At 76.4% G+C, this 25,564-nt stretch carries 25 protein-coding genes; 11 read left to right on the forward strand and 14 right to left on the reverse strand.

What is annotated here, in order from left to right; genetic code table 11:
• The first annotated feature begins 179 nt into the window (after positions 1 to 179).
• The gene (locus BUE37_RS08565) at positions 180 to 776 is read left to right on the forward strand and encodes an antibiotic biosynthesis monooxygenase (protein WP_073419812.1); all 597 of its coding nucleotides are present in this window, start codon (positions 180 to 182) and stop codon (positions 774 to 776) included.
• A gap of 535 nt (positions 777 to 1,311) precedes the next feature.
• Here the strand turns inward: BUE37_RS08565 and BUE37_RS08570 are convergent.
• Both BUE37_RS08570 and BUE37_RS08575 read right to left on the reverse strand, forming a co-directional pair.
• The gene (locus BUE37_RS08570) at positions 1,312 to 1,674 is read right to left on the reverse strand and encodes a VOC family protein (protein WP_073419813.1); all 363 of its coding nucleotides are present in this window, start codon (positions 1,672 to 1,674) and stop codon (positions 1,312 to 1,314) included.
• Positions 1,675 to 1,730: 56 nt separating this feature from the next.
• Positions 1,731 to 2,585 (reverse strand): ABC transporter permease, encoded by an 855-nt coding sequence (locus BUE37_RS08575; RefSeq protein ID WP_073419814.1) that lies wholly within the window; start codon positions 2,583 to 2,585, stop codon positions 1,731 to 1,733.
• A gap of 70 nt (positions 2,586 to 2,655) precedes the next feature.
• Between BUE37_RS08575 and BUE37_RS08580 the strand changes: the two genes are divergently transcribed.
• Together BUE37_RS08580 and BUE37_RS08585 are read left to right on the forward strand one after the other, a co-directional pair.
• On the forward strand, positions 2,656 to 3,603 hold the full coding sequence (locus BUE37_RS08580; protein WP_175562822.1) for an ABC transporter permease: 948 nt from the start codon (positions 2,656 to 2,658) through the stop codon (positions 3,601 to 3,603).
• 601 nt (positions 3,604 to 4,204) lie between these two features.
• Positions 4,205 to 4,444 (forward strand): hypothetical protein, encoded by a 240-nt coding sequence (locus BUE37_RS08585; protein ID WP_073419816.1) that lies wholly within the window; start codon positions 4,205 to 4,207, stop codon positions 4,442 to 4,444.
• Between the two features lie 73 nt (positions 4,445 to 4,517).
• On the opposite strand, the gene BUE37_RS08590 is transcribed toward BUE37_RS08585, so the two are convergent.
• Positions 4,518 to 4,949: a hypothetical protein gene (locus BUE37_RS08590; protein ID WP_073419817.1), complete on the reverse strand. Its 432-nt coding sequence runs from the start codon at positions 4,947 to 4,949 to the stop codon at positions 4,518 to 4,520.
• A 107-nt stretch (positions 4,950 to 5,056) separates the two neighbouring features.
• On the opposite strand from BUE37_RS08590, the gene BUE37_RS08595 reads away from it, so the two are divergent.
• The 5 genes from BUE37_RS08595 to BUE37_RS08615 all read left to right on the forward strand — a co-directional run bounded on the left by BUE37_RS08595 (position 5,057) and on the right by BUE37_RS08615 (position 9,393).
• Positions 5,057 to 5,833 carry a glycerophosphodiester phosphodiesterase family protein gene (locus tag BUE37_RS08595; protein WP_175562823.1) on the forward strand — a complete coding sequence of 259 codons (777 nt, stop codon included), beginning with the start codon at positions 5,057 to 5,059 and terminating at the stop codon, positions 5,831 to 5,833.
• Entirely contained in the window at positions 5,830 to 6,717 is an 888-nt protein-coding gene (locus BUE37_RS08600) for a lysophospholipid acyltransferase family protein (protein WP_073420660.1), read from the forward strand. The genes BUE37_RS08595 and BUE37_RS08600 overlap by 4 nt, the downstream gene beginning before the upstream one ends.
• Before the next feature lie 46 nt (positions 6,718 to 6,763).
• Positions 6,764 to 8,113, forward strand: a complete 1,350-nt coding sequence (locus tag BUE37_RS08605) for an MFS transporter (RefSeq protein ID WP_217651190.1) — start codon at positions 6,764 to 6,766, stop codon at positions 8,111 to 8,113.
• Positions 8,110 to 8,847, forward strand: coding sequence for a thymidine kinase (locus BUE37_RS08610; protein WP_073419819.1), 738 nt, complete (start codon positions 8,110 to 8,112; stop codon positions 8,845 to 8,847). The genes BUE37_RS08605 and BUE37_RS08610 overlap by 4 nt, the downstream gene beginning before the upstream one ends.
• A 201-nt stretch (positions 8,848 to 9,048) precedes the next feature.
• On the forward strand, positions 9,049 to 9,393 hold the full coding sequence (locus BUE37_RS08615; RefSeq protein WP_073419820.1) for an RNA polymerase-binding protein RbpA: 345 nt from the start codon (positions 9,049 to 9,051) through the stop codon (positions 9,391 to 9,393).
• A gap of 88 nt (positions 9,394 to 9,481) precedes the next feature.
• Here the strand turns inward: BUE37_RS08615 and BUE37_RS08620 are convergent, their stop codons facing one another.
• The 4 genes from BUE37_RS08620 to BUE37_RS08635 all read right to left on the reverse strand — a co-directional run bounded on the left by BUE37_RS08620 (position 9,482) and on the right by BUE37_RS08635 (position 14,188).
• The gene (locus BUE37_RS08620; protein ID WP_073419821.1) at positions 9,482 to 10,012 is read right to left on the reverse strand and encodes an FxsA family protein; all 531 of its coding nucleotides are present in this window, start codon (positions 10,010 to 10,012) and stop codon (positions 9,482 to 9,484) included.
• Between the two features lie 40 nt (positions 10,013 to 10,052).
• Positions 10,053 to 10,847, reverse strand: a complete 795-nt coding sequence (locus BUE37_RS08625; protein WP_073419822.1) for a polyprenol monophosphomannose synthase — start codon at positions 10,845 to 10,847, stop codon at positions 10,053 to 10,055.
• A complete protein-coding gene (gene lnt, locus BUE37_RS08630; RefSeq protein ID WP_073419823.1) occupies positions 10,844 to 12,493 on the reverse strand; it encodes an apolipoprotein N-acyltransferase in 1,650 nt (549 codons plus the stop codon). Before lnt ends, BUE37_RS08625 begins: the two co-directional genes overlap by 4 nt.
• A gap of 186 nt (positions 12,494 to 12,679) precedes the next feature.
• Positions 12,680 to 14,188 (reverse strand): amidohydrolase, encoded by a 1,509-nt coding sequence (locus tag BUE37_RS08635; RefSeq protein ID WP_073419824.1) that lies wholly within the window; start codon positions 14,186 to 14,188, stop codon positions 12,680 to 12,682.
• Between the two features lie 77 nt (positions 14,189 to 14,265).
• On the opposite strand from BUE37_RS08635, the gene BUE37_RS08640 reads away from it, so the two are divergent.
• Complete coding sequence (locus BUE37_RS08640; RefSeq protein ID WP_073419825.1) at positions 14,266 to 14,793, forward strand: GNAT family N-acetyltransferase; 528 nt, start codon at positions 14,266 to 14,268, stop codon at positions 14,791 to 14,793.
• A gap of 4 nt (positions 14,794 to 14,797) precedes the next feature.
• On the opposite strand, the gene BUE37_RS08645 is transcribed toward BUE37_RS08640, so the two are convergent.
• Positions 14,798 to 15,724, reverse strand: coding sequence for a lysophospholipid acyltransferase family protein (locus tag BUE37_RS08645; protein ID WP_083628501.1), 927 nt, complete (start codon positions 15,722 to 15,724; stop codon positions 14,798 to 14,800).
• A 41-nt stretch (positions 15,725 to 15,765) separates the two neighbouring features.
• The gene (locus BUE37_RS08650; protein WP_073419826.1) at positions 15,766 to 16,899 is read right to left on the reverse strand and encodes a carboxylate-amine ligase; all 1,134 of its coding nucleotides are present in this window, start codon (positions 16,897 to 16,899) and stop codon (positions 15,766 to 15,768) included.
• A 136-nt stretch (positions 16,900 to 17,035) separates the two neighbouring features.
• Here BUE37_RS08650 and BUE37_RS08655 point away from each other — a divergent pair, with 136 nt between their 5' ends.
• On the forward strand, positions 17,036 to 17,899 hold the full coding sequence (locus tag BUE37_RS08655) for a hypothetical protein (protein ID WP_073420663.1): 864 nt from the start codon (positions 17,036 to 17,038) through the stop codon (positions 17,897 to 17,899).
• Between the two features lie 13 nt (positions 17,900 to 17,912).
• On the opposite strand, the gene BUE37_RS08660 is transcribed toward BUE37_RS08655, so the two are convergent.
• The 3 genes from BUE37_RS08660 to BUE37_RS08670 form a co-directional block, all read right to left on the reverse strand.
• Complete coding sequence (locus BUE37_RS08660) at positions 17,913 to 19,058, reverse strand: Rv2578c family radical SAM protein (protein ID WP_245794451.1); 1,146 nt, start codon at positions 19,056 to 19,058, stop codon at positions 17,913 to 17,915.
• A 142-nt stretch (positions 19,059 to 19,200) separates the two neighbouring features.
• Complete coding sequence (locus BUE37_RS08665) at positions 19,201 to 19,680, reverse strand: Lrp/AsnC family transcriptional regulator (protein ID WP_073419827.1); 480 nt, start codon at positions 19,678 to 19,680, stop codon at positions 19,201 to 19,203.
• Positions 19,655 to 20,794 (reverse strand): M24 family metallopeptidase, encoded by a 1,140-nt coding sequence (locus BUE37_RS08670; protein WP_073419828.1) that lies wholly within the window; start codon positions 20,792 to 20,794, stop codon positions 19,655 to 19,657. The genes BUE37_RS08665 and BUE37_RS08670 overlap by 26 nt, the downstream gene beginning before the upstream one ends.
• 76 nt (positions 20,795 to 20,870) lie before the next feature.
• Here BUE37_RS08670 and BUE37_RS08675 point away from each other — a divergent pair, with 76 nt between their 5' ends.
• Positions 20,871 to 21,788 carry a 5'-3' exonuclease gene (locus BUE37_RS08675; RefSeq protein WP_073420664.1) on the forward strand — a complete coding sequence of 306 codons (918 nt, stop codon included), beginning with the start codon at positions 20,871 to 20,873 and terminating at the stop codon, positions 21,786 to 21,788.
• A 24-nt stretch (positions 21,789 to 21,812) separates the two neighbouring features.
• On the opposite strand, the gene BUE37_RS08680 is transcribed toward BUE37_RS08675, so the two are convergent.
• Both BUE37_RS08680 and BUE37_RS08685 read right to left on the reverse strand, forming a co-directional pair.
• Positions 21,813 to 22,502 (reverse strand): DUF4333 domain-containing protein, encoded by a 690-nt coding sequence (locus tag BUE37_RS08680; protein WP_073419829.1) that lies wholly within the window; start codon positions 22,500 to 22,502, stop codon positions 21,813 to 21,815.
• A gap of 118 nt (positions 22,503 to 22,620) precedes the next feature.
• Positions 22,621 to 25,467 carry a DEAD/DEAH box helicase gene (locus BUE37_RS08685; protein WP_073419830.1) on the reverse strand — a complete coding sequence of 949 codons (2,847 nt, stop codon included), beginning with the start codon at positions 25,465 to 25,467 and terminating at the stop codon, positions 22,621 to 22,623.
• Positions 25,468 to 25,564 lie beyond the last annotated feature (97 nt).

Genomic DNA, 25,564 nt, shown 5'->3' on the forward strand with positions numbered 1-25,564 from the left:
GTCAACCGCACGCGTCTGGGAGCGGCCCGGATGCGGGAGGACCCCGTGTCGTCCGTTATCCCCAACTTACGTACAAGCCGACCGGTGGTCGCGTCCCGGGGGAGAAGAGCAGCGAGAGCGGGGAGGATCACGCCGCCCGCGGCTGCGGAGGCCCGGGCCGCCCGCTCATCCTGGACGGCGTGACGACGACGCCCGCTGTCGACGCCCGGGAGCTGCCGGTCACGGTCTCCTTCACCCGGCGCGCCGACCCCGCGCACACCCGCGAGATGACCGCCTGGATCCGCGCCGGATTGACGATGGCCGAGTCGTTCCCCGGCTTCCTCGGCGCGGGGTGGGTGCGCCCGCGCGGCGGCTCCGACGAGTGGCACATGCTCTGCCGGTTCACCGACCAGGTGGCGCTCGAGGCGTGGGAGGCGTCGGCGGAGCGGGCCTGGTGGCTGCGCTCGGCCGAGGGCCTGGCCGAGGTGACCCGCACCGAGCGGCGCACCGGCATCGAGGGCTGGTTCGACGAGCCGGCCGCGACCGAGGTGGTCACCCCGGCGGGGCCGGCGGCGCCGCCGCGGTGGAAGCAGGCGACGACGATCTGGCTGGTCTTCTACCCGCTCAACCTGCTGGCCACGGTGACGCTCGGGGTGTGGCTGGGCGGCCTGCCCGTCGCCCTGCGGGTGGCGGTCGTGACGCTCACCCTCACGCCCCTGATGACGTACCTGCTGCTCCCGTGGATCACCCGGCGCCTGCAGTGGTGGCTCGCCGGCCGCTCCTGGCGGGACCGCTGACCTCCGCATCCCCGTTATCCCGAACAACCTTTTAGTAGCGAAGGCGGACGGGAAAACAACACCAGCAGGGGAGGGTGGGGCGCGCGGGCACCCCGCCCCGCGTGCCCGGAGGAGGGGTGGTCGGACGTGGCGGCGGTGCGCTCGGCCGCCACGGCGACGGCGAGGGACCCGTCCGGCCGAGCCGCCGCGGGCGGAGCCGACCGGGAGCCCGGTGAGCAACTCGGGCTCCGTCTCGACGACCGGCGTGAGCGCCCGCCCCGGCCGCCGGGCGCGCGCTCGTCGCGGTGATCGACCCGGTCCGCCGCCGGCTCGTGGCCGATGGGGGTGTCGGACGCCCCGGCGCGGCCGGCCCGACTTCGTCCGCGCACCGGGCTGCCACCTGGACGGCGTGGCGGCACTCGCCAGGGACGGCGGGCACGGTACGAACTGACGCCGGGCGGCACGTCGTCGTCGTCGCTCCGGATCTCCTGTGTCCGTTATCCCCAACAAATGAACGGCAAGACGGTGGTCACCTCCCAAGGTGGAAAGGCAACAGCTACCGGGTGGGGGTCAGGTCCACCCGGTAGCCGTCGGGGTCCTGGACGTGGGCCACCCGCTGCCCCCAGGGCATGTCGTTCGCCGGGCCGGTCACCGTGCCGCCCAGCTCCTCGACCCGGGGGAGGGCGACGTCGACGTCGTCGACCTCGATGCCCACCAGGACTCGGCCGGGGGAGCCGGGCGCGATGCCGTCGTCGGCGACGATCCCGAGGTCGGAGTCGCCGATCCGCAGGCCCTGGAAGAAGACGGGACCGTCGTCGGGCACGCGCAGGGTGGGGACGGCGCCGGCGACGCCCGCGTAGAAGCGCACCAGGCGCGTGACGTCGCGGGTGGCCAGGATCGGCTGGACGGTGCTCGGCACGGGGGACCTCCGGAGTTCGGCGGCGACGTCCTCCCGACCGGCCGGGCGGCCGGGACTCATCGGGACCCGTCGTCGCGGCCGGCGGCGCGCAGGCCCTCGCCGAGGAGGACGAAGGCGGCCACCGCCACGACCAGCACGACGCTCGGCGCCACCAGCGCGTGCGGCGCCCGCGAGGCCGCGTCGCCGCCCTGCTCGAGCAGGATCCCCCAGGAGTCGGTGGGGCGCTGCAGGCCGACGCCGGCGAAGGTCAGGATGGCCTCGGCGGAGACCAGGAAGCCCGCGTAGGCGCTGGTGAACACGAGCAGTGGCCGCACCGCCGACGGCAGGACGTGGCGCCCGAGCAGCCGCACGGGGCCGGCGCCGAGCGCCCGGGCCGCCGTCACGTGGTCGAGGGCCAGCACCTGGCGGGTGCTCGCCCGGACGATCCGTACCATGGGCGGCCAGCTGAAGGCGGCCAGGACGACCACCACCTGCGCGACGCCGCGCCGGTCGGTCGCGCTGAGCAGGATGACGCCGCCCAGGACCAGCGGGATGCCCGACCAGACGTCGGTGACCCGGGTGACCAGCGCGTCCACCCAGCCGCCGGCGTAGGCCGCGAGGGTGCCGAGCAGCAGCGCGGCGGGCCCGGCGATGGCGACGACGGCCACGACGAGCAGCAGGGACGTCCGGGCGCCGTACACGACCTTGGCGGCCAGGTCGCAGCCGAAGAGGTCGAAGCCCAATGGGTGCGCCCACGACGGCGGGACGAGCGAGTCGGCCAGGTCGCAGGCGCGGGGGTCGGCCGGGGCGAGCGCGGCCGGCACCAGCGCCATCGCCGCGAACAGGGCGAGCAGCAGCGTGGCCACGACGAGCGGGGCGTTCCACCGGCGCCGCCCGGTCGGGGTGTCCGCGGACGGCAGGGGCGGCGGCACGGGCGGAGTGTGCCCGAGGCCGGACGGCGCCGTCGACCGGAGTGATCACCGTCCTGCCACGATGGGCCGCGTGCTCGCCTTCGCCGTCCGCCGGTCCGGGCAGGCACTGGTCAGCATCTGGGCGGCGGTGACCCTGGTCTTCGTCGCCGTGACGCAACTGCCGGGCGACCCGGTGCGGGCGCTGTTCGGCTTCCGCCCGCCGCCCCCGGAGCTCTACGCCCGCATCCGCAGCGACTACTCCCTCGACGAGCCGGTGGCCGTCCAGTACGGGCGGTACCTGCGCGACCTGCTCACCGGCGACTGGGGCCGCGGCCTGCCGAGCCTGCGCGGGGACGCGGTGGTGCCCGGGCCGGCCGTCCTGGACGTCGTCGCGGTCACCGCCCCGGTGAGCGCGGTCCTGCTCGGCGGCGCGGTGCTGGTGCAGCTGGTCGTCGGCGTGGTGGCCGGCGCGCTCGCCACGGGTGGGCGGTGGACCGGCACGGGCGTGTACGCCGTCGCGACGCTGCTGGTGGGCACGCCGGTCGTGGTGGCGGCCTACCTGCTGCGGTTCGTCTTCGTCTCCGAGCTCGGGTGGGCGCCGGTCAACGGGCGCACCGGGGAGCCCGCGGCCTATCTGCTGCCGGTGCTGGCCCTGGCCGCCCTGTCGACCGGCTACGTCGCGCTCATCGCGCGGGTGGAGGTGGGGGAGACGCTGCGCTCGCCGTTCGTGCTGGCCGCCCGGGGCCGCGGCCTGCCACCGTGGCGGGTGGTCGGCGTGCACGCGCTGCGCCCGGCGCTGACGCCGGTGGTGACCTACGTGGCGGCGAACCTGGGCCAGTTGTTCGTCGGGCTCATCGTCGTCGAGGGCGTCTTCGGCATGCCGGGCGTCGGCGGTGCGATCCTCGGGGCGATCCAGGGGCGGGACCGGGCGATGCTGGTCGGCCTGACGACGGTCGTCATCGCGGCGGTCATCGTGGCCAACGCGCTCGCCGACGTCGCGGCCGCGGCGGTCGACCCACGGGTGCGGGTGCGTCCCTGAGGACGAACCCGCGAGGGACTCGTCAACGGTGCGGGAGCGGGTCCTCTCCCGACTAGTTGACATAATGTGCATTATCGGCGCACTAGATCCGGGCGTGGGAAGGGGCTGATCCGGCTCGTCATCGGGCTCCGCGCGGGTCAGCACCCGACGATCACCTCGGACCGCTCGACGACGACGCACGCGCCGGGCGCCGGCGACCCGCGGCAGATCCTCGCCGGCGCTCGTCGGGTCGTCGGCCGACCCGGGTTCGGGCACCGCGGCGTTCTGCGTCACCCGAGCCGTTCCGACGCCTCCTCGGTCCACCAGCGGTCCCTCCGGCGACCGGGCGGCCCGGCACCCGGTCGCCGGCCCCCGCCCACCGGGACCCTGCTGGATCGCCGCCGGGACGCCACCCGGCGCCGGAACGCCACCCGGCCCGTCTCGCCCGGCTGTCCCCCGAGTCGCCGTGATCATCGACGGCGCCGCCGAGCCGCTCCTGCCGCCGACCGTCCGCCCCTCCCCGAGGCCCGCGACACCACCGTCTTTCCGTCACTGTGACGTTAGAACATTGGTGTCCGTGCTTCGACGGGCGGCCCGCCCGGTGCCTGCCTAGGGTCGACGCATGGAACTCCGACGTCCGATCGCAGCACTCCTGACCGCGCTGGCGCTGTTCGGAGGCGGCGCCACGCTCACGGCCTGCAACGCGGCCGGCGACACCCAGAACGACGGCACGACCGACGACAGCGAGAACTCCAGCGGCAACGACCCCTCGGGGGAGTCGCAGGACAACCTGCCGGACAACAGCAACCCGGACCCGGGCGCGCCCGAGGACCAGGACGACGACACGCAGGACCCGGACTGACCTCCCGCCCGGGACCGGACAGCGCGAGCCGGACGCCGGGACCCGGGGACGGCGACCGGACCCGGCGCACGCGTCAGCCGGCGCGCTCGGTGACCCAGAGCCGGTCGAGCCGCCCCGTCGAGCGCACCACGTCGGCCAGCATCTGCTCGAGCTCGGCCTTGGTGTGCCGTTCGCCGAGCAGCGTCTGCACGTCCTCGAGGGCACAGCGCAGCTGGAACAGCCGGTCCTGCAGCCCGTCGAGCTCGGCGCGCTTGACGAGGACGACGTCGTCGGACAGGCCGGCCTTGGCCGTCGCCGAGCGTTGCTCGTAGGCACGCTGCCGGCACGCCTGACCGCAGTACAGGCGCGGACGGCCGACGGACCCGGCCTGCGGGAGCACCCGCCGGCACCAGCCGCACCGGCGCTCGGTGCCGCTCCCCTGCTCGCCGGTGTTGCGCTTCCCCGACGTCCTGACCGCCCTCTCGACCGTTCCCGCGGCGGCGCCGCGGACCTGCTGCTCTGCCACGGCCGCGACGCTAGACGCCCCCACCGACAGTCCGGCGAGACACGCCCGGGAGGCGCCTCGTGACGGGGCCGGTCGGCGTGTCGGGAGCCCGCACTAGCGTGTCGCCCGTGCCCCCCGCCCGGTTCGCCTTCCTCGAGGGGCCGACTCCTCTCGCGATGGCCCACCGGGGCGGCGCGATCGAGCACCTCGAGAACACCATGCCGGCCTTCGCGGCCTGCGTGGCGATGGGCTACAGCTACCTGGAGACCGACGTGCGGGTGACCGCCGACGGCGTGCCGGTCGTCTTCCACGACCCCACCCTCGACCGGGTCACCGACCGCACCGGGCGGATCGAGCAGCTGCCGTGGGCGGAGGTCGCCGAGGCGCGCATCGGCGGGCGGGAGCCGGTCCTGCGGCTGGAGGAGCTGCTCGGCGCCTGGCCCGACGTCCGGTTCAACCTCGACATCAAGGCCGCCGGCGTCCTCGCGCCGCTGGTGCGGGTGCTGCGCCGCATGGACGTCCTGGACCGGGTCTGCCTCGGCTCGTTCTCCGACGCCCGGGTCGCCGCCGCCCGCCGGCTGCTCGGCCCCACGGTGTGCACCTCCCTGGGCCCGCGCGGGGTCGCGGCGCTGCGGCTGTCGTCGTACTCGCCGCGGGCGGCCGGGCTGGTGCGGATGCAGGCCGGCTGCGCGCAGGTGCCGCTGCAGCTGGGGGGCCGCGCGCTGGTCGACGAGCGGTTCGTCACCGCCGCGCACGCCCGCGGGCTGCAGGTGCACGTGTGGACCGTCGACACGGCCGAGGAGGCGACGGCGATGCTCGACCTCGGCGTGGACGGCATCATGACCGACCGGCCGGCGATGCTGAAGGAGATCCTCGAGGCCCGGGGCCAGTGGGCCGGCCGGTGAGAGACCGGGTACGGCGGCTGCGCGAGTGGCGGCCGGCTCCCCCGCCGCTGCCCGACCACCTCGAGCCGGTGCTGCGCGACACCGACCCCGAGTGGTTCGCCCGCGAGCTGGCCATCGCCGCGGCGCCGCCGTGGGACGGCTGGCTGCTCGCGCTGCGGCGGCTGTCCTGGCTGGTCGACCTGTTCGGCCGGGTGGAGATCACCGGCGGGATCCCCGACGAGCTGCGCCGCGGCCCGCTGCTGCTGGCCGCCAACCACGTCGGCGACTTCGACCCGTTCCTCATCGCCGTCGCCCTGCACCGCCTCGGCGTCGTCCCGCGGATCATGGCCACCGGCGGGATCATGTCCGCGCCGGTCGCCGGGCCGGTGCTCGAGCGGGCCGGCGGCATCCGGGTGGAGCGGGGCACCGAGGTCGCCCGGCACGCGGTGCGGGTGACCGAGGTGGCCCTGGTGCACGGCGGCCACGTCGTCGCCTATCCCGAGGGCCGGGTCGGGCTGTCACCGGACTGGTGGCCCGAGCGCGGCCGCACCGGGCTGGCCCGGCTGGCGCTCGGCGTCGGCGTGCCGGTGATCCCGGTCAGCCAGTGGGGCGCCCAGGACGTGCTGCAGTACGGCAACGACTGGGGCAAGCTGCGCACCCTCGCCCGCTCCCTGGTGCGGCGGCCGGTGCTGCGGGTGCACGTCGGCCCGCCGGTGTACCTGGAGGACCTGCGGCCGGGCCGGGTCGGCGACGCCAACCGGGCGCGGATGCGGATCGCCGCGGCGATCACCCGCGGGCTGGTGCCGCTGCGCGCGGCCGCCGCCCCGCTGCGTCCCGACCCCACCCGGCCGACGACGGGCGCGGCGGCGTTCCCCGGCGGCGTGGTCCCCGAGGACATCCCGTGACGGGCCGGTGCTGGAAGTGCCGACCCGCGGCTGGCACCCTGCGGCCGTGACTGCGCCCGACCTCCAGGCCGCTCCCGGCCCCGCCGACCGCGCGCTGCGCCACGAGCGCTTCGGCTGGTACTCCTACGACTGGGCGATGTCGGTGTTCAACACCAGCGTCACCACGGTCTTCCTCGGGCCCTACCTGACCAGCGTCGCCCAGGACGCCGCCGGCGCCGACGGCCGGCTGCCGTTCCTCGGCCTGTCCATCCCGCCGGGCAGCTGGTTCTCCTACGTCCTGTCGTTCTCCGTGGTCGTGCAGGTCGTCGTGCTGCCGCTCACCGGCGCCGTGGCCGACCGCAGCGGGCGCAAGAAGCAGCTGCTCGGGGCGCTCGCGCTGCTCGGCGCGCTGGCCGCCACCTGCCTGTTCTTCGTCGCCGACGGCCGCTACCTGCTCGGCGCGGCGCTGTTCGTCGTCGCGAACGTCGCCTTCGGCGCGGCCACCGTCGTCTACTACTCGTGGCTGCCCGACCTCGCCGGCCCCGACGAGCGCGACGCGGTCTCCAGCCGCGGGTGGGCCTTCGGCTACGTCGGCGGTGCGCTGCTGCTCGCCGTCCACCTGGGGCTGTTCCTCGGGGCGGAGTCCCTGGGGCTCACCGAGGGCGAGGCGGTGCGCATCTGCCTGGCGACGGCGGGCCTGTGGTGGGGCCTGTTCACCCTGGTCACGGTCACGCTGCTGCGGGACCGGCCGCCGGTGGCCGCGCACGGCGCCGGCACGAGCGGGTTCCGGCAGCTGTGGTCGACGCTCAAGGGGATGCGGGCGTTCCCGCTGACGCTGTGGTTCCTCGGCGCCTACCTGCTGTTCAACGACGGCGTGCAGACCGTCATCTCGCTGTCGGCCACCTACGCCAGCGAGGAGCTGGGCCTGTCGCAGTCGGTGCTCACCGGCGCGATCCTCATGGTCCAGGTGGTCGCCGTCTTCGGCGCCCTGGGGCTGGGCCGGGTGGCCGCCCGCTACGGCGCCAAGCGCACCGTGCTCGGCTGCCTGGTGGCCTGGACGGCGGTGCTCGTGGCCGCCTACACGCTGCAGGAGGGCGCCGTCGCGCAGTTCTACGCGCTGGCCGCCGTCATCGGCCTGGTGCAGGGCGGCACCCAGGCGCTGTCGCGGTCGCTGTTCAGCCACCTCATCCCGGCCGGCCGGGAGGCGGAGTACTACAGCTTCTACGAGATCAGCGACCGCGGGACCAGCTGGCTCGGGCCGCTGGCCTTCGGCCTGACCTACCAGCTCACCGGGTCCTACCGGTACGCGATCATCAGCCTGGTCGTGTTCTTCGTCGCCGGGTTCCTGCTGCTGCTGCGCCTGCCCATGCGGCGGGCGGTGGTCGCGGCCGGCAACACCCCGCCGGAGCGGCTGTGAGCGACGCGGAGGGGCTGCCGGCCTCGGTGCCCGCGGCCGGCGACCGGCGCCGCGCCCCGGCACCGGCGCACCTGCGCTTCTTCCACGGCCCGATGGACTGCGGCAAGTCCACGCTGGCGCTGCAGGTCGACCACAACCAGAGCCGGCAGGGCCGCTCGGGGCTGCTGCTCACCCAGGGCGACCGGTCGGCCCGGCCGCGGATCACCTCCCGCGTCGGGCTGGCCCGCGAGGCGGTCGAGGTCGACGCCGGCACCGACCTGCTGCTGCTGGTGCGCACCCGGTGGGCCGACGGCACCCGGGTGGACTACCTGATCGTCGACGAGGCGCAGTTCCTCACCCCGGGCCAGGTCGACCAGCTCGCCGAGCTCGTCGACGCGTCGCACGTCGACGTCTACGCCTTCGGGCTGACCACCGACTTCCGCGCCCGCCTGTTCCCGGGCACCCAGCGGCTGCTGGAGGTCGCCGACGACGTGCAGCGCATCCAGGTGGAGGTGCTGTGCTGGTGCGGGGCGCCCGGGCTGCTCAACGCCCGCGTCGTCGACGGGCAGATGGTGCGCGAGGGCGCCACCGTCGTCGTCGCCGACACCGCCCCCACCCCCGCGCCGGACAGCGTCGCCCCCGACGCGTCGACGACGGTGCCGGAGACGCACTACCAGGTGCTGTGCCGGCGGCACCACGTCCTGGGCCTGCTCGGTCCCGGGGCGGCCGGTCCCGGGCAGCTCGCCCTGCCCTGACCTCCCCCGCCGGGGTGGCGTCGCTCACCCCTGGGAGGGGCGGCGGGCGCCCCGATACCACTCCATGCGATGATGGGGAACCGACTCAGCGGAATCTCTCCGCGAAATCCGCCGTTGGTCTCCTTGACTCCCTCCTGCAGTGGGTACCCCCTGCAGCGAGGAGTCCTGACCGACACCACCAGCACGAGAGGACGGTGTGCCATGGGCGAGCGTTCCCTGCGCGGCAGCCGACTGGGCAGCGTGAGCTACGAGACCGAGCGGAACACCGCGCCGATCGAGCGGCAGTACGTCGAGTACAAGTGCCCCTCGGGTCACCAGTTCACCGTGCCGTTCGCGGACGACGCCGAGGTGCCCGACACCTGGGAGTGCAAGTTCGACGGCGCGGCGGCGAAGCTGGTCGGCGGCGCCGAGCCGGCTCCCAAGAAGGTGAAGCCCCCGCGGACGCACTGGGACATGCTCCTGGAGCGCCGCTCCGTCGAGGACCTCGAGGAGGTCCTGGCCGAGCGCCTCGAGGTGCTCCGCGGCCGGCGCACCCGCGCCAGCTGACCCCAGCACGCAGCAGGACGGCCCCGGTGGGACTCCCCCACCGGGGCCGTTCCGCGTCCGGGGCCGGGGACGCCGGCCCCCGGGGTGCTCAGGACGGGCGCGGGCCGCTGTCGACCACGTCGCCGGCCACCTCGCCCTCGATGACCCGCACCGGGGCGCCGAAGGCCCCGGACGCGGAGGCACGGGACGCGGTGGCACCGGACGGGGCGCCGGGCACCCGGGTGCTGTGCACCCGCACCGGGCCGGCGGCCGAGAGCCCCAGCCGGGCGGCCAGCCCGCGGCCCACGGCGGCGCGCACCAGTGGCCGGGTGGGCGGCAGCAGGCACAGCAGCCCGACGGCGTCGGACACGAAGCCCGGCAGCACCATCAGCGCCCCGCCGACCGCGCCCAGGCCCGCGTTGGACGCGGCGCGCCCCGGCGGCCGGTGCGCCACGGCCCGCTCCCGCAGGGCCTCCAGCGCGCGCGTGCCCTGGCGCGCCATGAGCGCCCAGCCCAGCACGGTGGTGGCCAGCGCCGCCAGCACGGTGGCACCCACGCCGATCCAGCTCGCCACCAGCACGAACACGGCGATCTCGGCGAGGGCCCACAGCCCTGCCAGCACCCGGATGCGTCGACCCACAGCTCTCCCCGGTCCGGCCACGCGGGCGGCCCGGGTCCGCCTACCGGACCTCGCTGGACCGCCCGCCGTCGCGGACCCGTCCTGGCACGGCGCGGGGGACCCGGCCCGGCAGGCGGTCGGCCAGCCGGTCCTGCAGGCCCCACCACGTGACCCGCACCAACGCCTCTTCAACGATCGAGGCGGTCATCTTGCTCCTGCCGAACTCGCGTTCGCTGAAGGTGATCGGCACCTCGGCCACCCGGGCGCCGGCGCGGACCGCCCGCCAGGCCCAGTCGACCTGGAAGCAGTAGCCCTGGCTGGCCACCTCGTCGAAGGGCAGCCGGTCGACCAGCTCCCCGCGGACGGCCCGGAACCCGCCGGTGGCGTCGGCCAGGGGCAGACGCAGCGCCCAGCGGGTGTACCGGTTGCCCAGGCGGGACAGCAGCAGCCGGCGCCGCGGCCAGTCCTCCACCCGGCCGCCGGGCACCCACCGCGACCCGAGCACCAGGTCGGCGTCCTCGAGCCCGGCCAGCAGCAGCGGCAGCTGCTCGGGGTGGTGCGAGCCGTCGGCGTCCATCTCGACCAGTACGTCGTAGCCGTGCGCGCGGCCCCATCGGAACCCGGCGACGTACGCCGGGCCCAGGCCGGACTTCTCCGTGCGCCGCAGCACGTGCACCCGCGGGTCCTGGGCGGCGATCTTCTCGGCCAGCTCGCCGGTGCCGTCCGGGGAGCCGTCGTCGACCACCAGGGCGTGCGCGTCGGGGACGGCGGCGTGCAGCCGGTCGAGGATCGGCTCGAGGTTCTCCACCTCGTCGTAGGTGGGGATGACGACGAGGACCCGCTGCCCCGCGCTCACCGCCGGCTCCGGCGGGCGCGCAGGGCGGGGACGGCGACGGCGAGCACGGCACCGGCGGCCACGGCGGACAGCGCCCACTCGGGGCCGGCGCCCAGCCGCTGGGCGAGGGTGGCGCCGTCGCGCCGGGCGATCTCCTCGACGAACACCGCGGAGGTGAACAGCCCCGAGGAGCGCACCAGGGAGCCGTCGGGGGCGATGACGGCGGAGATGCCGCTGGTGGAGGCCAGCGCCACCGACCGGCCGAACTCGACCGCGCGCACCTGGGCGGCGGCCACCTGCTGGGCGCTCTCGTCGGTGTAGCCGAAGGTGGCGTTGTTGGTCTGCACCACGAGCAGCTCCGCGCCGGCGTCGACGGTGTCGGCCACCAGGGAGTCGTAGACCACCTCGAAGCAGATGACGTCGCCGACCCGGGCGCCGCCCATGTCGAGCACGCCGACCTCGGTGCCGTGGGTGAAGTCGCGGCGGACGAGGTCGACCTTGTCGCTGAAGAACCGGAAGAAGGCGCGCGCCGGCACGTACTCGGCCAGCGGCACCGGGTGGCGCTTGACGTACGTGTCGCCGGGGCCGCTCTCGGGGTCCCAGACGATGCCGGTGTTGCTGAGGTACTCCCCGGGCCCCTCGACCACGGCGCCCACCAGGATCGGCGCGCCGATCGCCCCGGCGGCCCGGCTGATCGCCCGGGCGGCGTCGTCGTTGGTGTAGGGATCGATGTCGGAGCTGTTCTCCGGCCACACCACGAGGTCCGGCTGCGCCTCGTCGCCGGCCGCCACCCGGGCGGCCAGGTCGAGGGTCTGCTGCACGTGGTTGTCCAGGACCGCGCGGCGGCGGGCGTTGAACTCCAGGCCCGCCTCGGGGACGTCGCCCTGCACGACGGCGACGGTGACGGCCGGCCCGCCGTCGGTGAGCGAGGACCCCGGCAGGGGCAGCCACGCGGCGGCGCCGGCCAGCGGGACAGCGAGCGCGCCGGCGACCAGCGCGGCCGCTGCCTTCGGGGACGCCGCCCTCGGGGACGGTCCCCCGGGGGACGCCGACCGTCGGGCCCGCACGAGCGCGAGGACGGCGGCCGCCAGCAGCGCGCCGGTGAGGGCGACGGCGAAGCCGACCAGCGGCACCCCGCCGTAGGCGGCCAGCGACAGGAACGGCCCGTCGGTCTGGCTGAACCCCAGCCGGCCCCACGGGAACCCGCCCAGCGGCAGCCGGCCGCGCAGCGCCTCGTCGAGCACCCACAGCGCCGCGGTCCACAGCGGCCACAGGCGCAGCCGGGAGACCGCCGCGGTGGCCGCGCCGAGGGCGGCGAGGAACAGCGCCTGGGAGACCGCCAGCGCCAGCCACGGGAACGCGCCGACGTAGGTGCCGCTCCACGACAGCAGCGGCACGAAGAACGCCAGGCCGAGCACCAGCCCCAGCCACGCCCCGGAGCGGGCGCGCTGCCCGTGGACGGCGAGGGCGAGGGCAGCGGGGCCGAGGACGGCCAGCCCGGTCAGCGACCACCCGGGGAAGGCGGACAACAGCGCGAACCCGCCCGCGGCGGCCAGCGCCGTCCGCCAGGGCAGCCGCCGGGACCACTGCCGGGACCGGCTCCCGGACGGCCGCCCGGCGGCGTCGGGGACCGCGTCGAGCGTGTCCGTCGCGGCTGCTGGTGGCACCGCCGGCCTCCCCGCGACGTCGCGCCGCGGACCGGGTCCGGGCTGCAGTGGGCGCCCGCGGCTGTGCGTGCGCGGACCACGACGTGGCCCGCCGGACAGTCTCCCACCCCCGGCGGCGGGACCGGCCGCCCCGCCCGCGGTGTCCCCCGCCGGTGCGGCGACCGCACCCGCGCGGGCCCCGGCCCGTTACAGCGGCAGCACCCGGCCGGCCACCACCAGGCCGGAGCAGCCGGGACGGGCCCGGCCGGCCAGCACGGCCGAGAGCGTGTCCGCGGTGGCCCAGAGCGCGAGATCCGCGGGCGCGCCCGGAGCCAGCGGGCCGGCGGGGTGCTCGGCCCGCACGGCGTGCCAGCCGCCGTGGGTGGCCGCGTCGAAGGCGTCGAACGGGCGCAGCCCCGAGGCGCGCTCGTGGTGGTCGACGGCGGCGTGCACCCCGCCCCACGGGTCCATCGGCGTCACCGGGGCGTCGCTGCCCAACGCCAGGGCCACCCCGGCGTCGGCGAGGTCGGCGAACGGGTTGGCGCCCAGCGCCCGCTCCACGCCGAGGCGCTCGGCGTACATCCCGGCGTCCCCGCCCCAGGCGGCGTCGAAGGCCGGCTGCACGCTGGCCACCATCCCCCACGCGCGCATCCGCTCGACCGCCTCCGGCCCGGTCATCTCCACGTGCTCCAGGCGGTGCCGGCACGCCCGCACGGCGGCGACGCCGAGCTCGTCGACGACCGCGCCGACGGCGTCGAGCACCTGGTCGACGGCGGCGTCGCCGATGACGTGGAACCCGGCCTGGATCCCGGCGGCGGTGCAGGCGCGCACGTGCTCCACCAGCTGCGCGGTCTCGAAGCGCAGCGCCCCGGAGGTGTCGGGCCGGTCGCGGTAGGGCGCCGACAGCGCGGCGGTGTGCGAGCCGAGAGCGCCGTCGCAGAACAGGTCGCCGCCGGCCCCGGCCAGCCCGAGCTCCCGCACCAGGTCCAGCCCGCCGCGCTCGGCCAGCTCCCCCCAGTAGCCCAGCACGCGCGGGCCGGGCCGCCCGGCGGCCAGTGCGAGCAGGGCGCGCAGGTCCTCGGCACCGGACACCTCCGGCCCGGCCATCTCGTGCACCGTGCCGATGCCCAGGCGGGCGGCCGCGTCCAGGGTGGCGGCCTGCGCCGCCGCCCGCTGCGGGGCGCTCACCGCACCGTAGGCGGCCTGCCGGGCGGCGTGGTGGGCGTCGAGGCGCAGCTGCCCGTCCGCGGCGAAGCCGGGCAGGTCCCGGACCCCGGGCACCCGGTCGAGCAGCGCGGTGGACACGGTGGCCGAGTGCACGTCGACCCGCGCCAGGTACACCGGGCGGTCCCCGACGACGGCGTCCAGGTCGGCGCGGGTCAGCCCCCGGCCCTCCGGCCAGCCGGTCTCGTCCCAGCCGGTGCCGAGCAGCACCCCGGACGGGGCGGCGCGGTGCGCGGCCGCGACGGCCGCGACCGCCGCCGCGAGGCTCGACCTCGAGTGGAGGTCGAGACCGGTGAGCGCGAGGCCGGTCGCCGTCGCGTGCACGTGCGCGTCGACGAACGCCGGGGTCAGCAGGGCGCCGTCCCCGGCGAGCACCCGGTCGGCCCGCGGCGCGTCGCCGGTGTCGCCGAGCCAGGCGATCGCGCCGTCGGCGACGGCCACCGCGCGGCCGGGGCGGTCGCCGACGGTCACGTCGGTGATCAACAGGTCCACGGCAGCAGCATGACGGCGCCCCCCGGCCCGCCCGTTCCCGGGTGGCCGCGCACCGGCCGCGGCGGTAGGCAGGACCGATGGCGGACGGGGAGCTGCTCACCCCCCGGCTGCGGCTGCGCGCCTGGACCACCCGCCGCGACGACCTGGCCCGGCTCACCGACATCTACGGCCGCCCCGAGGTGACCCGCTGGCTCGGCGGCAGCCCGTCGGTGGGGCCGGTGGAGCTGGTCGCCCGGTGGGCGGAGGTCAGCCGCGCCGACCCGCGCTTCGGGTGCTGGGCGGTGGAGGTGCGCGCCGACCCGCCCGTCGTCGCCGGCACCGTGCTGCTCAAGCCGCTGCCCGACGGCGTCGGCGAGGTGGAGGTCGGCTGGCACCTGCACCCCGAGTGCTGGGGCCGCGGGTACGCCACCGAGGCCGCGCGCGCCGTCGTCGAACGGGCCTTCGGCGCCGGGCTGCCCGAGGTCTACGCCGTCGTCCGGCCCGGCAACGAGCCGTCGCTGGCGGTGTGCCGCCGGCTGGGCATGGCGCCGCTGGGCCGGATGCGCCGCTGGTACGACGTCGAGCTCGAGGCCTTCCGGCTCATGGCCCCGCCGGTGGTCGACTAGCCGCTCAGGCGGCCCGGTCCGGCCGCTCCGGCGACGGGCGCCCGGGTGCCGCCGACCCCGCGGCGCGCGGCCGGCGGCGCCCGGGCAGGCGGGCCAGCAGCCGGGCGCGGCGCGACGTGCGGGCCCGCACCCGGGCCCCGGCGGCGTCGGCGCTGTCGCGCTCGGCGGCCTCCTGCGGCGTGGGCGCGGTGCCGCCCAGGTGGGCCGGCACCCACCACGTGTCGTCGGGGCCGTCGGGCTGCTGCGGATAGGTGCGCTGCGCCTCGTCCAGCAGCGCCTCCATGGCCACCTTGGTGCGGGCCAGCAGCGCCGGGGGCGTCTCCCCGGGCTCGGGCACGACCGGCTCGCCGAACAGCACGGTGACCGCGCGGCCGCGGGTGAGGTCGACGGGGCGCTTCTTGGTGGCCACCCGGTGCCCGCCCCACACCGCGGCCGGGAGGATCGGCACCTGCGCGTCGAGGGCCATGCGGGCGGCGCCGGCCTTGAGCTCCTTCACGGTGAAGCTCTGGCTGATCGTGGCCTCCGGGAAGACGCCGACCACCTGTCCGTCCCGGAGCGACCGGACGGCGGCGTCGAAGGCCGCGGCGCCGGCCTTGCGGTCGACCGGGATGTGCCGCATGGCGCGCATGAACGGCCCGGCGAACCAGTGGCCGAACACCGACGCCTTGGCCATGAAGCGCACCAGCCGGTGCCGCGGCAGCGCGCCGAGGCCGAGGAAGGTGAAGTCCAGGTAGCTGACGTGGTTGCTGCAGATCACCGCGCCGCCGGAGGTGGGCACGTGCTCGGAGCCCCGGACGTCGAACCGCAGCCGCAGCAGCCGGAAGATGACCAGGGTGACGCGGACGACCAGGCGGTAGGGCCCGTCGCCGCGCTCCGGCCGGGGGCCGAACAGGTCGCGCCGGACGACGTCACGCCAGCTCGCGGTGTACATGGCGGGACGATAACCGGCGCCCCTGGGCGGTACCTGGGCGGTCAGCGGACGACGGTCAGGTCCGCCGCCGCCCGCACCACCGCGGCGAGGTCCCCGGTCTCGCGGTGGACGCGGCGCTGCAGGTCGGCGCCGGTCCCGCGCTCCAGCACCGCGTGCACGCCCTCCTCGACCCGCCGCCGGTCCCCGGAGGCATCGAGGGCCTCCCCGACGTGCGCCAGCAGCGCGGCGACGACGTCCGCGGCGGGCGCCGGCCGCCCGGTGAGCGGGGAGACCAGCTCGCCGGTGGTGCCCGAGCGGCCGGCGCGCCAGGCCGCCACCCGCAGCACCTCGCCGCGCACCGCCGGGGCCGGCCGCCCGGCGCGCCACTCGGCCGCGGCGGTGTCCACCAGCGCCCGCACCAGCCCGGCGTGCGTGACGGCGTCCTCCACCCGCAGCGCCACGTCGGCGACCCGGACCTCCACCGTGGGCCAGCTGCGGGAGAGGCGGGCGGCGAAGTAGACCTGGCCGGCGTCGACGATCGTGCGGGTGGCCACCAGGTCGTCGACGACGCGGGCGTAGGTCGCGGCGTCGCCGAACAGCTCCGTGGGACCCGAGGAGGGCCACCGGTCCCAGGCCTGCGAGCGGTAGCTGGCGTAGCCGCTGTCACGCCCCAGCCAGAACGGGGAGTTGGCGGTGAGCGCCGTGAGCACCGGCAGCCACACGCGGATCCGGTCGAGGACGGCGACGCCCTCCTCGTCGCCGTCGACCGACACGTGCACGTGGCAGCCGCAGGTGAGCTGGTCGGTGGCGATGAGCCCGAAGCGCTCCTCCATCTCGGCGTAGCGCTCGCCCGGCGTCGGCTCGGGGTCGACGGCGACCGGGGAGCTCGCCAGCGCCGCGACCCGGGCGCCCACCGCGCGCGCCGCCGCGTCGGCCCGGCCGCGCCAGAAGCGCAGCTCCCGCGTCACCTCGTCGAGGCCGGTGCACACCCGGGTGCCGAGCTCCACCTGCTCCTGCTTGAGCTCGGGCACCAGGTGGCCGGGCCGCTCTCCCGGGCCGTCGTCGCGGTCGTGCTCCTCGGGCGTCTGCCCCTCCCCCCGGCGGGAGGCGACCGCGAGCGCCTCGGGTCCCCGCGGCACCGGCCTCCCCGACGGGTCGACGACCAGCAGCTCCTCCTCGACCCCGACCGTGCGCACCGGGACATCCTCACCGCGCCCGGTCGCCCTCGCTCCCCGGTGTCGTCGTTGCTCTCGGCGCCGGAGGCGCCGCTGCGGGTCCGACCACCAAAGTAGGCATTTATTTTGTTAGGGATAACGGAGTAGGATGGTCGTCGTGAGCCGCACCTGGCAGGGCCCGCTCCCCGAGATGCCGTCGGTCCCGGCGGCCCGTGCGTGGCAGCGGCTGGTGCCGCCCGAGGGCTACGCCGTCCAGTGGCGCCGCCTGGTGGATGCCGCGCTGGAGCTGGGACTGGGCCCGGAGGAGCTTGCCACCGGCGGCATGGACGACGTGGCCGCGGCGCGCGGGTGGAAGCCCGCGACCGTGACGCTGTACAGCAAGGTGGCCCGCTACGGCGGCGTCCCGCTGCCCACCCCGCCGACGCCGGAGCCCGATCCCCGCACGCTCGACCTGAGGCCCCTGTGCGAGGTGCGCGGCGAGCAGCCCGAGCACCTGCGCACGGTCGTCTGGTGCGCGATCGCCCTGCACTGGCCGGCTCCGGTGGGCACGTTCCGCGACCTGCGCCGCGAGCAGGTGCACCCGACCGCCCGCCGGCTGGTGGTGCGCACCGAGGACGGCGAGTGGTCGGTGCCCGGGGCGCTGCGGGCCTGGCACGCCTGGGAGGACGTCCGCAACCGGTTCCCGGCCCTGGAGCGCAGCCCGTGGGTGCTGCCTGCCCTGCGCCGCGGCCCCGGGTTCTCCTCCGAGGTGGGCGGCCGGCTGTCCAGCCAGGCGCTGCAGGTGACCTTCGCCAAGCACGCCGTCCGTACCGCGCTGCACCTGCGCGGGACGACGACGGGCGGCGGGCGAGCGCGGGCGGACGCGCTGGCCGCCGTCTACGAGACGCTGTCCTACGACTCCTTCCGCCGCCTGGCGCTCGCCGGGGGCGCCGAGCCGGTGGCCGCCCGCGGCGCGGTGCGCGCCGAGCGGGCCGCTCGGGCGAACAAGGCCGCCGCGGCCCCGCCGGCGCCCGGGCGCTGAGCCGCGCCGGGCGTCAGATCAGGGCGAGCTGCCCGGGAACGGCGTCGTCGCGCGCGGGCGCCCGTCCCCTCCCCCGCCGGGCGGGCGCGGGTGCCGCGGGGCGGGCGGCGGGCAGGCTGCCGGCCGGGAAGCTCGCCTCGTCGTCGCCGGGGACCCCGGACGGCGCCTCCCCCGGCACGCCGCGCGCCCGGCCGCCCGAGTGCCCGTCGAGGCCGTGCCGGCGCAGCAGCGGCGCCACCCGCTCGGCCAGCCACGTCCGGTACTCCGCGGGCACGTAGGCGCCGCCGCGGTAGAGCTGCCGGTAGCGCGGGACGAGCGCTGGGTGCTCGCGGGCCAGCCAGGCCGAGAACCACTCCCGGGCGCCGGGGCGCAGGTGCAGCGGCACGACGGTCACCCCGGTGGCGCCGGCGGCGGCCACGGCCTCCAGGGCGGCGTCGAGGTCGGCCAGCCGGTCGGTGAGGCCGGGCAGCACGGGCGCGAGGAACACCCCGCACGGCAGGCCGGCGTCGGTGACGGCGCGCACCAGGTCGAGGCGCGCCCGCGGCGAGGGGACGCCCGGCTCGAGGCTCGCGTGCAGGTCGTCGTCCCAGATGGCCAGCGAGACGCCGAAGCCCACGGGCACGTCGCGCGCGGCGGAGGCCAGCAGCGGGACGTCGCGGCGGGCCAGCGTGCCCTTGGTGAGGACCGAGAACGGCGTCCCGGAGTCGGCCAGGGCCCGGATGACCCCGGGCATGAGCCGGTAGCGGCCCTCGGCCCGCTGGTAGGGGTCGGTGTTGGTCCCCAGCGCCACGTGCTCGCGCCGCCACGAGGGCTTCGCCAGCTCCCGGCGCAGCACCTCGACGAGGTTGGTCTTGACGACGATCTGGGTGTCGAAGTCGCGGCCGCTGTCCAGGTCCAGCCACTCGTGCGTCTTGCGAGCGAAGCAGTAAACACACTGATGAAGGCAGCCCCGATACGGGTTGATCGTGTAGCCGAAGGGCATCCGCGAACCGTCGGGCACCTTGTTCAGCGCCGACCGGGACAGCACCTCGTGCAGCGTCACACCCGGGAACTCCGGCACCTGGACGCTGCGCAGCAGGCCCCGCGTGCTCGGCATACCCGGGAGCAGCCCGCCGTCGTCGGCGTCGAGCCGCTGCCCCTCCCACCGCACGGGACCCATGCGAACACACGTTCGACGCAGGTGCCAGTCGGCGCGCCCCTCCCCCGGCAAGCGCGTTTTCCCCCGCATCGACGAAGTCGGCCCGATGTTGGGGATAACGGTTGTACGGAGAGCAACGGCGTCGGCGACCACCACCGGGAGCTCAGACGGGCGGGCGGTCCTCGTAGAAGGTGGACAGCACGACGGTGGTGCGGGTGCTGACGTTCGCCGTCGTGCGGATGTCGCGCAGCAGCTGCTCCAGCGCCTCCGGTGAGGCCACCCGCACCTTGAGCAGGTAGCTCTCCACCCCCGCCACCGAGTAGCAGGCCTCGATCGCGTCGAGGTGCACCAGCTTCCCCGGGGCGTCGTCGGCCTGCGCCTGGTCCAGCGGGGTGATGGCCACGAACGCCGTCAGCCCCCGCCCGAGCAGCCGCGCGTCGACGGTGGCGCGGTAGCCGGTGATCAGCCCGCGCTGCTCCAGGCGGCGCACGCGCTGGTGCACCGCGGACACCGACAGGCCCACCCGCTCGGCCAGCTCGGTGTAGCTGGCGCGCCCGTCGCGGGCGAGGGCGGCCAGCAGCCGGCGGTCGACGTCGGGGGCCGGCTCCCCGCCCGCCTCAGCCGGGGAGGACGACGAGCCCACGGGGACCGTTGTTCAGGACGCGGACGCCCTCGTCGGTGCAGACCACGATGTCCTCGATGCGCGCGCCCGCGCGCCCGGCGAGGTAGATGCCGGGCTCCACGGAGAACGCCATGCCGGCCTCCAGCGGCAGGTCGTTGCCGGCGACGATGTAGGGCGCCTCGTGGGTGTCCAGGCCGATGCCGTGCCCGGTGCGGTGGATGAAGTGCTCGCCCCAGCCGGCCGCGGCGATCCGGTCGCGGGCGACGGCGTCGACCTGCTCGGCGGTCACGCCGGGGCGGACGGCGGCCACGGCGGCCTCCTGCGCGTCCTGCAGCACGGCGTACCACCCGGCGGTCTCCGCGTCGGGCTCGCCGCCGACGACGTAGGTGCGGGTGCAGTCCGACCGGTAGCCGGTGGGCGTCTCCCCGCCGATGTCGACGACGACGACGTCGCCGGCCTGCACCACCCGGTCGGAGAGCTCGTGGTGCGGGCTGGCGCCGTTGGGGCCCGAGCCCACGATGGTGAAGTCGACGGCCACGTGCCCGTCGGCGAGGATCGCCGCGGCGATGTCGGCGCCCACGGCGGCCTCGGTGCGGCCCACCCGCAGCCACTCCCCCATCCGCGCGTGCACCCGGTCGATGGCGGCGCCGGCGAGGGCGAGCTCCTCCACCTCGGCCGGCGTCTTGACCATGCGCAGCCGGTCGAGCACCGGCGTCGCGAGCTCCAGCGCCGACCCTGGCAGCGCCCGGTGCACCCCGAGGGCGTGCTCGGCCCACGTGCGGGCGCCGACGGCGACCCGGCGGGGCGCCGTCCCCAGCCGGGCGGTGACCTCCCGGGCGACGACGGCGAACGGGTCGTCGGTCTCGTCCCAGGCGTGCACCTCGAGGCCCAGCGCGCCGGCCGGGGACGCGTCGACCATCGGTGCCTCGAGGCGCGGCACGACCAGCAGCGGCTCCCCGGCGCGGGGCACGACCAGCGCGGTCAGCCGCTCCATGGCGTGCGCGGCGTAGCCGCACAGGTAGCGCAGGTCCGACCCCGGGGTGAGCACCACGGCGTCGATGCCGAGCTCCTCCGCGACGGCGCGCGCGGCGTGCACGCGGTCGATGCTGACGAGGGCCCCCGCGCTGTCTCCCACGTCCGGACACTAACCCCGGGCACCGGCAGGACCGGACGGGGTTTCCCGGACCGTTACCGTCCCGGCCGTGACGACGATGCTGCTCGACGCCGCGAGCCTCTACTTCCGCGCGTTCTACGGCGTCCCGACCAGCGTGACCGCACCCGACGGGCGGCCGGTCAACGCCGTCCGCGGGTTCCTCGACATGACCGCCCGGCTGCTGACCGCGCACTCCCCCACCCGGCTGGTGGCCTGCTGGGACGACGACTGGCGGCCGGCGTTCCGCGTCGAGGCCCTGCCGTCGTACAAGGCGCACCGGCTGTCGCCCGAGGGCGGGGAGGAGACGCCCGACGAGCTCGGCCCGCAGGTGCCGGTGCTGGTCGACGTGCTGGCCGCGGCCGGCATCGCACGGGTCGGGGCGCCGGGCTACGAAGCCGACGACGTGATCGGCACGCTGGCCACCCGCGCCCGGGGCCCGGTCGACGTCGTCACCGGCGACCGCGACCTGTTCCAGCTCGTCGACGACGCCCGCGGCGTGCGGGTGCTCTACACCGCCCGGGGCATCGCCGACATCGAGGTGGTCGACGAGGCGGCGGTGACGGCGAGGTACGGCATCCCGGGGCGGGCCTACGCCGACTTCGCGGTGCTGCGCGGCGACCCGAGCGACGGGCTGCCCGGGGTGGCCGGGGTCGGGGCGAAGACGGCGGCGGCGCTGGTGACGGAGTTCGGCGACCTGGCCGGCATCCGCGCGGCCGCGGCCCGCACGGTCGTGCCGAGGGCGCCGCTGACGGCGGCGGTGCTCAAGCGGCTGGCCGCGGGCGCGGACTACCTCGACGCGGCGCCCGTGGTGGTGGCGCTGGCCCGCGACATCGACATGCCCGCCGTCGAGGGGGCGCTGCCCTCCCGGCCCGCCGACCCGGCGGCGCTGGCGTCGCTGGCCGACGCGCACGGGCTGCGCTCGTCGCTGGGCCGGCTGGGCGCGGCCCTGGGCTGGCCGGCCGACGTCCTCGACTGAGTCCGCCGGCCGGCCCTCAGCCGGTCAGGACGTGACGTCCCAGGTGTAGGCGGCGGAGTCGGCGTCGGTGATCGCGACCTGCAGCGTCACGTCCTCGTCGTCCTCGGTGACGCCGCTGCACTCGTAGGTGGCGCCGTTCTCCACGACCATCTCCTGGTCGCAGGTGACCTCGATGCCGACGCCGAAGGTCTCGGTGAACTGCTCGGCGATGTCCCGCTCGGCCCGGCCGGCGTCGAGGACGTCCTTGCCGAGCACCAGCGGCAGGATGATCGCCGCGGCGATGACGACGACGGCGAGGGCCACCAGGCCGATGACCAGCCCGGTGCGGGACTTCTTCGCCGGCGGCTGGCCGAACCCGCCGGGCTGCCCGTAGGGACCCTGCTGCCCGTACTGGCCCGGCTGCCCGTACTGCTGGCCGTAGGGCTGCTGCCCGTACTGCTGACCGCCGTACTGCCCCGGCTGCCCGTACTGGCCGGGCTGCCCCTGCGGCTGGCCGTACTGCCCACCCGGCTGGCCGTACTGGCCCGGCTGCCCGTACTGCCCGGGCTGGCCCTGCGGCTGACCGCCGTACTGGCCCGGCTGGCCGTACTGCCCACCCGGCTGGCCGTACTGGCCGGGCTGCCCGTACTGGCCCGGCTGCCCGGGCTGCTGGCCGCCGTACTGCCCCGGCTGCCCGTACTGGCCCGGCTGGCCACCCTGCGGTGGGTTGGTCATCGTCGCTCCTGGTCGATCGCGCGCCGTTCCCCTGACCGTGCGTCACGGGAGCGGGGCGATTGTGCACCACCCCGGCCCGGTCGCGGCCCGCGCGCGCCGTGCGCGCGCCCCGCCCGGGTCACCCGCTGACCGCGACGGCCACCACGCCGCGGCGGATGCGGCCGACCGCCGCCCGGGCCACCCCGGCCACCGCCTCGTCGGCGACCTTGGCCAGCTGGTCCAGGACGTCGAGGAGCTGCCGCGCCCAGCGGACGAAGTCGCCGCCGGAGAGCTCCGTGCCGGCCTGCTCGGCGCCGGCGAGGACCCGGTCGAGGGTCTGGCCGTCGGCCCACCGGTAGGCCGCCCAGGCGAAGCCGAGGTCGAGGTCGCGGGTGGCGGGGATGCCGCGGTCGAGTTCGACGTCCTGCAGGCGGGCGCGGATCCGGCGCATCTCGCCGATCGCCGCGGCCACCTGCCCGGCGGGGACCGCCGGCTGCCCGGGGGTCTCCCGCCGCGCCTCGAACACCAGCGTGGACACCACCGCGGCGAGCTCGGGCGGGGTGAGCCCGCGCCAGGCGCCGGCGCGCAGGCACTCGGCGATGAGCAGGTCGCCCTCCGACCAGATCCGCGCCAGCCGGCGTCCCTCGTCGGTGACCCGCGGGACGTCGTCGACGGGCGTGGGCTCCTCGGTGTCGGCCGGCACCAGCGGCACGACCTCCGGCACCAGGTAGCCCAGCTCCTCGAGGACGTCGCAGGTGCGGTCGAACTGGCGGGTGAGCGAGCCGGTGCGCTCGGCCATCTTGCGGTGGGTGGCCTCGGCGTCGGCGACCGCGCGCAGGTACCGCTCGGCGAAGCGCACCCGCTCCTCCCGGTCGGGCAGGCCGTGTACCGGGTGGTTGCGCACCGCGCGGCGCAGGTCGTGCAGCACCGGGTCGTCGGCGGCGGCGGAGCGCTGCTTGGTGCGCCGGGCGCCCAGGTCGTTCTCCAGCCGGGCGGTGCGCAGCGTGGCGGCGAGGTCGCGGCGGGCGTGCGGGCTGCGGTGGTTGAAGTTCTTGGGCACCCGCACCCGCGCGAGCGCGGTGACCGGCGTCGGGAAGTCGATGCTGGCCAGCCGGCCGGCCCACTTGTCCTCGGTGAGCACCAGCGGCCGCGGGTCGGCGAGGTCGGTGACGCCGGGGTCGAGGACGACGGCGAGGCCCTGGCGCCGCCCGGAGGGCACCCGGATGACGTCGCCGGGCCGCAGTGCACCGAGCGCGTCGGCGGCCTCGATGCGGCGCTTGGCCGCCGAGTCGCGGGAGAGCTCCTTCTCCCGGTCGGCGATCTCGCGGCGCAGGCGGGCGTAGGCGAGCACGTCGCCGCCCTCGGTGCTCATCTCCGCGGCGAACTGCTCGGCGTCCCGCTCCGAGCGGGCCGCCTGCCGGGCCAGCCCCACGACCGACCGGTCGGCCTGGAACTGGGCGAAGGAGGAGGCGAGCAGCTCGCGGGCGCGGGCCCGGCCGAAGGAGCCGACGAGGTTGACGGCCATGTTGTAGCTGGGCCGGAAGCTCGAGCGCAGCGGGTAGGTGCGGGTGCTGGCCAGCCCGGCCACCACGGCCGGGTCCACCCCGGGGGCCCAGACGACGACGGCGTGCCCCTCGACGTCGATCCCGCGGCGGCCGGCGCGGCCGGTGAGCTGGGTGTACTCCCCCGGCGTCACGTCGACGTGCGCCTCGCCGTTCCACTTGACCAGCCGCTCGAGCACCACGGTGCGGGCGGGCATGTTGATGCCCAGGGCCAGGGTCTCGGTGGCGAACACCGCCTTGACCAGGCCGCGGACGAAGCACTCCTCGACGGTTTCCTTGAACGCCGGCACGAGCCCGGCGTGGTGGGCGGCGATGCCGGCGAGCAGGCCCTCGCGCCACTCCCAGAAGCCGAGGACGTGCAGGTCCTCGTCCGGCAGGCTGCCGGTGCGCTCGTCGACGATGCGGGCGATCTCGGCGCGCTCGGCCTCGTCGGTGAGCCGCAGGCCCGACTGCAGGCACTGGGCGACGGCGGCGTCGCAGCCGTTCCGGCTGAAGATGAACGTGATCGCCGGCAGCAGCCCGGCGCGGTCGAGCCGCTCGACCACCTCGGGCCGGGCCGGCGGGCGGTACCGCGGCTTGTGCCAGTCCCGCTCGCGGCGGGAGCCGCCGTTGCCGCCGCCCCAGCTGTCCAGGCGCCGCTCGTGCTCGCGGACGTAGCGCACCAGCTCGGGGTCGACGACGCTGGCGCCGCGGTCGCGGGTGGACAGCGTGCGGGGCGTCTCGCCCTGCTCGGCGGCGTGCGCGGCCGGGCGCAGGCTGAACAGGTCGAACACCCGGCTGCCCACGAGCATGTGCTGCCACAGCGGGATGGGGCGCACCTCGCTGACGACGACCCTCGTGTGCCCGCGGACGGTGACCAGCCAGTCGCCGAACTCCTCGGCGTTGCTCACCGTCGCCGACAGCGACACCAGGGTCACCGACGGCGGGAGGTGGATGATCACCTCCTCCCAGACCGCGCCGCGGAACCGGTCGGCCAGGTAGTGCACCTCGTCCATGACGACGTAGCCGAGGCCGGCGATGGCCGGGGACTCCGCGTACAGCATGTTGCGCAGCACCTCGGTGGTCATCACGACCACCGGGGCGTCGCCGTTGATGGCGTTGTCGCCGGTGAGCAGGCCGACCCGGTCCTCGCCGTAGCGGTCGACGAGGTCGTTGTACTTCTGGTTCGACAGCGCCTTGATCGGCGTCGTGTAGAAGGCCTTGCGGCCCTCGGCCAGCGCCTTGTGCACCGCGAACTCGCCGACGACGGTCTTGCCGGCGCCGGTGGGCGCGCACACCAGCACGCCGGAGCCCTCGTCGAGCGCCTCGCAGGCCTCGACCTGGAAGGGGTCGAGGGAGAAGCCGAGGTCGGCGGTGAAGTCGGCGAGGGTCGGGTGCGCGCTGCGCCGCCGGGCAGCCGCGTACCGCTCGGCGGGACTGGACATGCGATCCACGTTAGGCGCTCGCGCGGCGGGGCTCAGATCGGAGCGTCGGCGCTCCTCCCCCGCGGCGGGTGACCACCATGTGCGTGGGCTGGGCAGT

The sequence above is a fragment of the Geodermatophilus nigrescens genome, assembly GCF_900129495.1.
Lineage (GTDB): Bacteria > Actinomycetota > Actinomycetes > Mycobacteriales > Geodermatophilaceae > Geodermatophilus > Geodermatophilus nigrescens.

Coding starts and splice junctions, on each gene's coding strand:
- BUE37_RS08585 (WP_073419816.1), top strand. CDS start 4,205: ATGGAACTCCGACGTCCGATCGCAGCACTCCTGACCGCGCTGGCGCTG.
- BUE37_RS08615 (WP_073419820.1), top strand. CDS start 9,049: ATGGGCGAGCGTTCCCTGCGCGGCAGCCGACTGGGCAGCGTGAGCTAC.
- BUE37_RS08640 (WP_073419825.1), top strand. CDS start 14,266: ATGGCGGACGGGGAGCTGCTCACCCCCCGGCTGCGGCTGCGCGCCTGG.
- BUE37_RS08645 (WP_083628501.1), bottom strand. CDS start 15,724: ATGTACACCGCGAGCTGGCGTGACGTCGTCCGGCGCGACCTGTTCGGC.
- BUE37_RS08660 (WP_245794451.1), bottom strand. CDS start 19,058: ATGGGTCCCGTGCGGTGGGAGGGGCAGCGGCTCGACGCCGACGACGGC.
- BUE37_RS08675 (WP_073420664.1), top strand. CDS start 20,871: ATGCTGCTCGACGCCGCGAGCCTCTACTTCCGCGCGTTCTACGGCGTC.
- BUE37_RS08680 (WP_073419829.1), bottom strand. CDS start 22,502: ATGACCAACCCACCGCAGGGTGGCCAGCCGGGCCAGTACGGGCAGCCG.
- BUE37_RS08685 (WP_073419830.1), bottom strand. CDS start 25,467: ATGTCCAGTCCCGCCGAGCGGTACGCGGCTGCCCGGCGGCGCAGCGCG.